Annotated in this window: 4 protein-coding genes; all 4 read right to left on the reverse strand. The window is 27.7% G+C overall.

Translation table 11 applies throughout. From position 1 onward, the window contains the following. On the reverse strand, positions 1 to 686 hold a 686-nt coding region (locus tag ACJDTP_RS27165; protein ID WP_406762977.1), incomplete at its 3' end, for an acyl-CoA dehydrogenase family protein. Between the two features lie 84 nt (positions 687 to 770). Then, positions 771 to 1556 carry a short-chain-enoyl-CoA hydratase gene (locus tag ACJDTP_RS27170; protein WP_011967671.1) on the reverse strand — a complete coding sequence of 262 codons (786 nt, stop codon included), beginning with the start codon at positions 1554 to 1556 and terminating at the stop codon, positions 771 to 773. A gap of 377 nt (positions 1557 to 1933) precedes the next feature. Then, positions 1934 to 2569, reverse strand: coding sequence for a redox-sensing transcriptional repressor Rex (locus tag ACJDTP_RS27175; protein WP_011967670.1), 636 nt, complete (start codon positions 2567 to 2569; stop codon positions 1934 to 1936). Between the two features lie 522 nt (positions 2570 to 3091). Then, a complete protein-coding gene (locus ACJDTP_RS27180; protein ID WP_078116946.1) occupies positions 3092 to 3673 on the reverse strand; it encodes a zinc dependent phospholipase C family protein in 582 nt (193 codons plus the stop codon). Positions 3674 to 4069 lie beyond the last annotated feature (396 nt).

Below are 4069 nucleotides of genomic sequence, written 5' to 3' on the forward strand. Positions count from 1 at the left end.
CCTTCTTTGCTAAGTAGGTTTTCTTTTGGTACTATGCAGTTTTCCATAACTAACTCAGTAGTTGAAGATGCTCTGATCCCCATCTTATTTTCTAATTTTCCTATTGAGAATCCTGGGAATGACTTTTCTACTATGAATGCTGAAATTCCTTTTGTTCCTTGACTCTTATCTGTCATAGCAAATATTATGAAAGTTTCAGCAACTCCACCATTTGTTATGAAGATTTTTGAACCATTTAATACATAATGGTCGCCTTCTAATACAGCAGTTGTTTGTTGTCCTGCAGCATCTGTACCAGCACCTGGTTCAGTTAATCCGAAAGCACCGATTTTCTTACCACTACAAAGATCTGGCAAATATTTCGCTCTTTGTTCGTTAGTTCCATTTTCATTAATTACTGATGCACATAATGATGTATGCGCTGAAAGAATAACTCCTGTAGTACCACAAACTTTTGATAATTCTTCCACAGCTATTATATATGAAAGAACATCTCCGCCTGCTCCACCAAATTCTTTAGAAAATGGGATACCCATCATTTTAAGCTTAGCCATTTTTTCAACGTTTTCCATAGGGAATCTTTCTGTTTCGTCGATTTCAGCAGCTATTGGCTTAACTTCATTTACTGCGAATTCTCTAACCATTTGTTGTACTAATTGTTGTTCTCTAGTTAATTGGAAATTCATTAAATTACCCTCCTTGTTAATTAAACCTATTTGATACAAACTATATATAAATCTCTAATAGATTTTTAACTAATTATTAAAAAATTATTTATTTTGAAAATTCTTTTCTGCTCTTCTTTCTAAGAACGCAGTCATTCCTTCTGTTTGATCTTCTGTTGCAAAGCACTTTCCAAAGTCTTCTGCTTCTATTAATATAGCTGCATCTATATCAACTTGCATTCCTCTGTCTATAGCATCTTTACAATATGCAACTGCTTTTGGAGCATTAGCTGCAATCTTGTTAGCCATTGCTTTTGCTTCTTCCATCAATTTTTCTAATTCAACTACTTTATTAACTAAACCTATTCTATAAGCTTCTTCTGCATTTATAAGGTCACAAGTATATATTAATTCTTTAGCTTTTCCTGGTCCAACTATTCTTGCTAATCTTTGAGTTCCACCAAATCCTGGAGTTATTCCAAGTCCTGCTTCTGGTTGACCAAATTTAGCCTTAACTGAAGCTATTCTTATGTCACATGACATAGCAAGTTCACATCCACCACCAAGAGCAAATCCTGATATAGCTGCGATAACTGGCTTATCCAATTTTTCTAATCTTCTGAAGACATTATTTCCTAAAATACCAAATTCTTTACCTTGTTCTTCATTAAGATCTTTCATTTCTGAAATATCTGCTCCAGCAACAAAAGATTTCTCACCAGCACCAGTAACTATAACTGCATACACATTGTTGTCTGCTTCTAAATCATCTAAAACAACATTTAAATCTTTTAGTGTTTCTGAATTCAATGCATTTAATGCCTTTGGTCTATTGATTGTAACAATAGCTAAATGCCCTTCTTTTTCAAGAATAACATTTTTTAATTCCATTCTAAGGACCTCCTTCAAACTTGCTTATTTTTTTAATTTTCACACTATTTTTTATATTTTTTATCCTAATTGTTAATAATATAACAAATAAGTTTAAAAAAATATCAAGACTTCACGCCTCAATTAAAATTATAATACGTTCCTAGATTATTTGCAATAAAATATTGCGTTATTAATATAAGTTTTTAAGTATATGAAAAAAATAACTGATCAAAGGTATATATCTATTTTCATGCCAAACAGAGAAGAAAACTTTATTCATGTAAAGCTTTTGCATGAATTTTTCTTAAATCTATTTCTAAAAACAAATATATATATTTGATCTGTTATTTTTTGAACAAGCTTTAAATAATATATTGCATATGTTTATTATATTTTTAACTTTCACTCTCATTTAACAAATAAATTAAAGTCAATAAACTTTCACTTAGATGCACATTTTCTACTTTTACATGATCTGGAACTACTAAATCTACAGGTGCAAAATTCCAAATTGCTCTTACTCCACCCCTTATTAATTCATCAGCAACAACTTGCGCATTTTTTCTAGGAACACAAATTATACCAATATCTATTTTATGTTCTTCTAGTACTGATTCCATTTCGTCTATATCCATTATTTCTACATCTCTGATTTTCATTCCTATTAATTTAGGATTTGCATCAAATATTGCTGTTATCTTAAATCCTAAATTTTCAAATCTAGAATAATTCGAAACTGCTTGCCCTATATTTCCAGCGCCAACCAGTGCAGCTTCATAACCTCTGTCTAATCCCAATATAGCGCTAATTTGGGTATATAGTTCCTTAACATTATATCCATAACCTTGTTGTCCAAAATCTCCAAAACAATTTAAATCTTGTCTAATTTGTGATGCAGTAAAGCCAATCTTTTCTCCTAATTCTTTTGAAGAAATTCTATCCACCTCATTTTTCATAAGTTCTTCAAGATATCTATGATACTTAGGCAACCTTTTGATAACTGCCATCGATATATTTTTATGCTTTTCCATATCTACTTTCTCCTATTTCAATACTTTTATATTTTTCGACCCTATAATATTTATATCAAACTAAATTATATAACTACTATTTAGACTTTTATTAATTATGATTAGTCTATTTATTAACAATCAATTTTAAAATTATATTCACATTGTTAAATTTTAATTAATTGCTATAATTTATAATTCTACCATATTTCTATATTTTTATGTCAAGCTTAATTAAATTATTTATTCAAAAGTGCCTATTCTCTTGATAAGCAGCAGAAGTCTCCAGAAAACTCACTACTATGAAATTTTACTTTTTTATATTTTGACCACTTTTTTTAATTTAAACCGCTTTATTTTTAACCTTTTCTATATAATAACAATATCAATACTTAAACATGTGTTCAAGAATTTTATTTTAACATTATGATTTTTGTTTATATTAAATAATATCTTTATAAAATTTTATACCTTTTAACAAAATCAAAAAAATATTTCAAAATAATTTTTCAACCATTTTGAAATATTTCTTATCTTAAGAAATTAAATTACTTTAATTACCTTATTTTCATTGATAAACACATTGTTCAATATCATATTTAATACGCTATCGCAAACATAATACGAAAAGGTTAAATCATTATAATAATTTATAGTTCCATCATATTGCTTCTGTAGCTGCATTATAAACTCTTCTATATTACTTGAATCTACATGTGTATTTATAATTCCTGTCGGATCAAACGACTTAGCTACCTTAGCTAAATTTTTCTCATACATCATATGATGTTTTACAGCGCTCGTACTCTTAAATTCCCATCTATAATAGTGTGGTGCACAGAAAAAATCACATAAAAAGTGACATATTACTCCAAGCTCTTCACTAAACTTACCAATTGTCATATCATAGTATATTTCTTCCAATGATAATGATGATAAATGTATAATCTTTTCAATAATCATATCTATACTTTCATTAAAATAATGTTTCTTAAATTTATATTTAGGCGCACAATCAGGTTTCACGTTCCCCCATATAAATCTTTTATTATTAATTAAATAAATACTCTTTGTATTAGCATATTTTATAATATTTTCTGCCATAATTTTATGAGTATTGATCATCAATGTTTGACCACATCCTCTGCATATTAAATTTTATATTTTATAAATGCCTCACTTAGGCATTTCGTTATTTTTTCATAAATTAAATTTGTTTTGTATACTTATAATAATACTCTAGATTCAAATTTACAACACTTTATTAATCGATTTCTTCAAGTATTATATGTACTAATACCCAAGAATATCAAAGCTCATAACTTATTAAACTATATTAGCAAAAATATTAGTTTAATATAGTTTAAGCATACATTTCATATGGTTTCCTCATATACTAATTCATATAATTTATAATATTAATCATGATATTAATTATACTATTATAGGTTGTTGAGTAAACAAAATTTGTAAAAAATAAATAAGCCATTCCTTTGTGATATAATAATTTCGCTAAAAACC

This window comes from Candidatus Clostridium helianthi (assembly GCF_045310795.1).
Lineage (GTDB): Bacteria > Bacillota > Clostridia > Clostridiales > Clostridiaceae > Clostridium > Clostridium helianthi.

What these genes read in the sequence shown, in the direction of transcription:
- ACJDTP_RS27170 (WP_011967671.1), bottom strand. Translation starts at nt 1,556, where the DNA reads ATGGAATTAAAAAATGTTATTCTTGAAAAAGAAGGGCATTTAGCTATT.
- ACJDTP_RS27175 (WP_011967670.1), bottom strand. Translation starts at nt 2,569, where the DNA reads ATGGAAAAGCATAAAAATATATCGATGGCAGTTATCAAAAGGTTGCCT.
- ACJDTP_RS27180 (WP_078116946.1), bottom strand. Translation starts at nt 3,673, where the DNA reads ATGATCAATACTCATAAAATTATGGCAGAAAATATTATAAAATATGCT.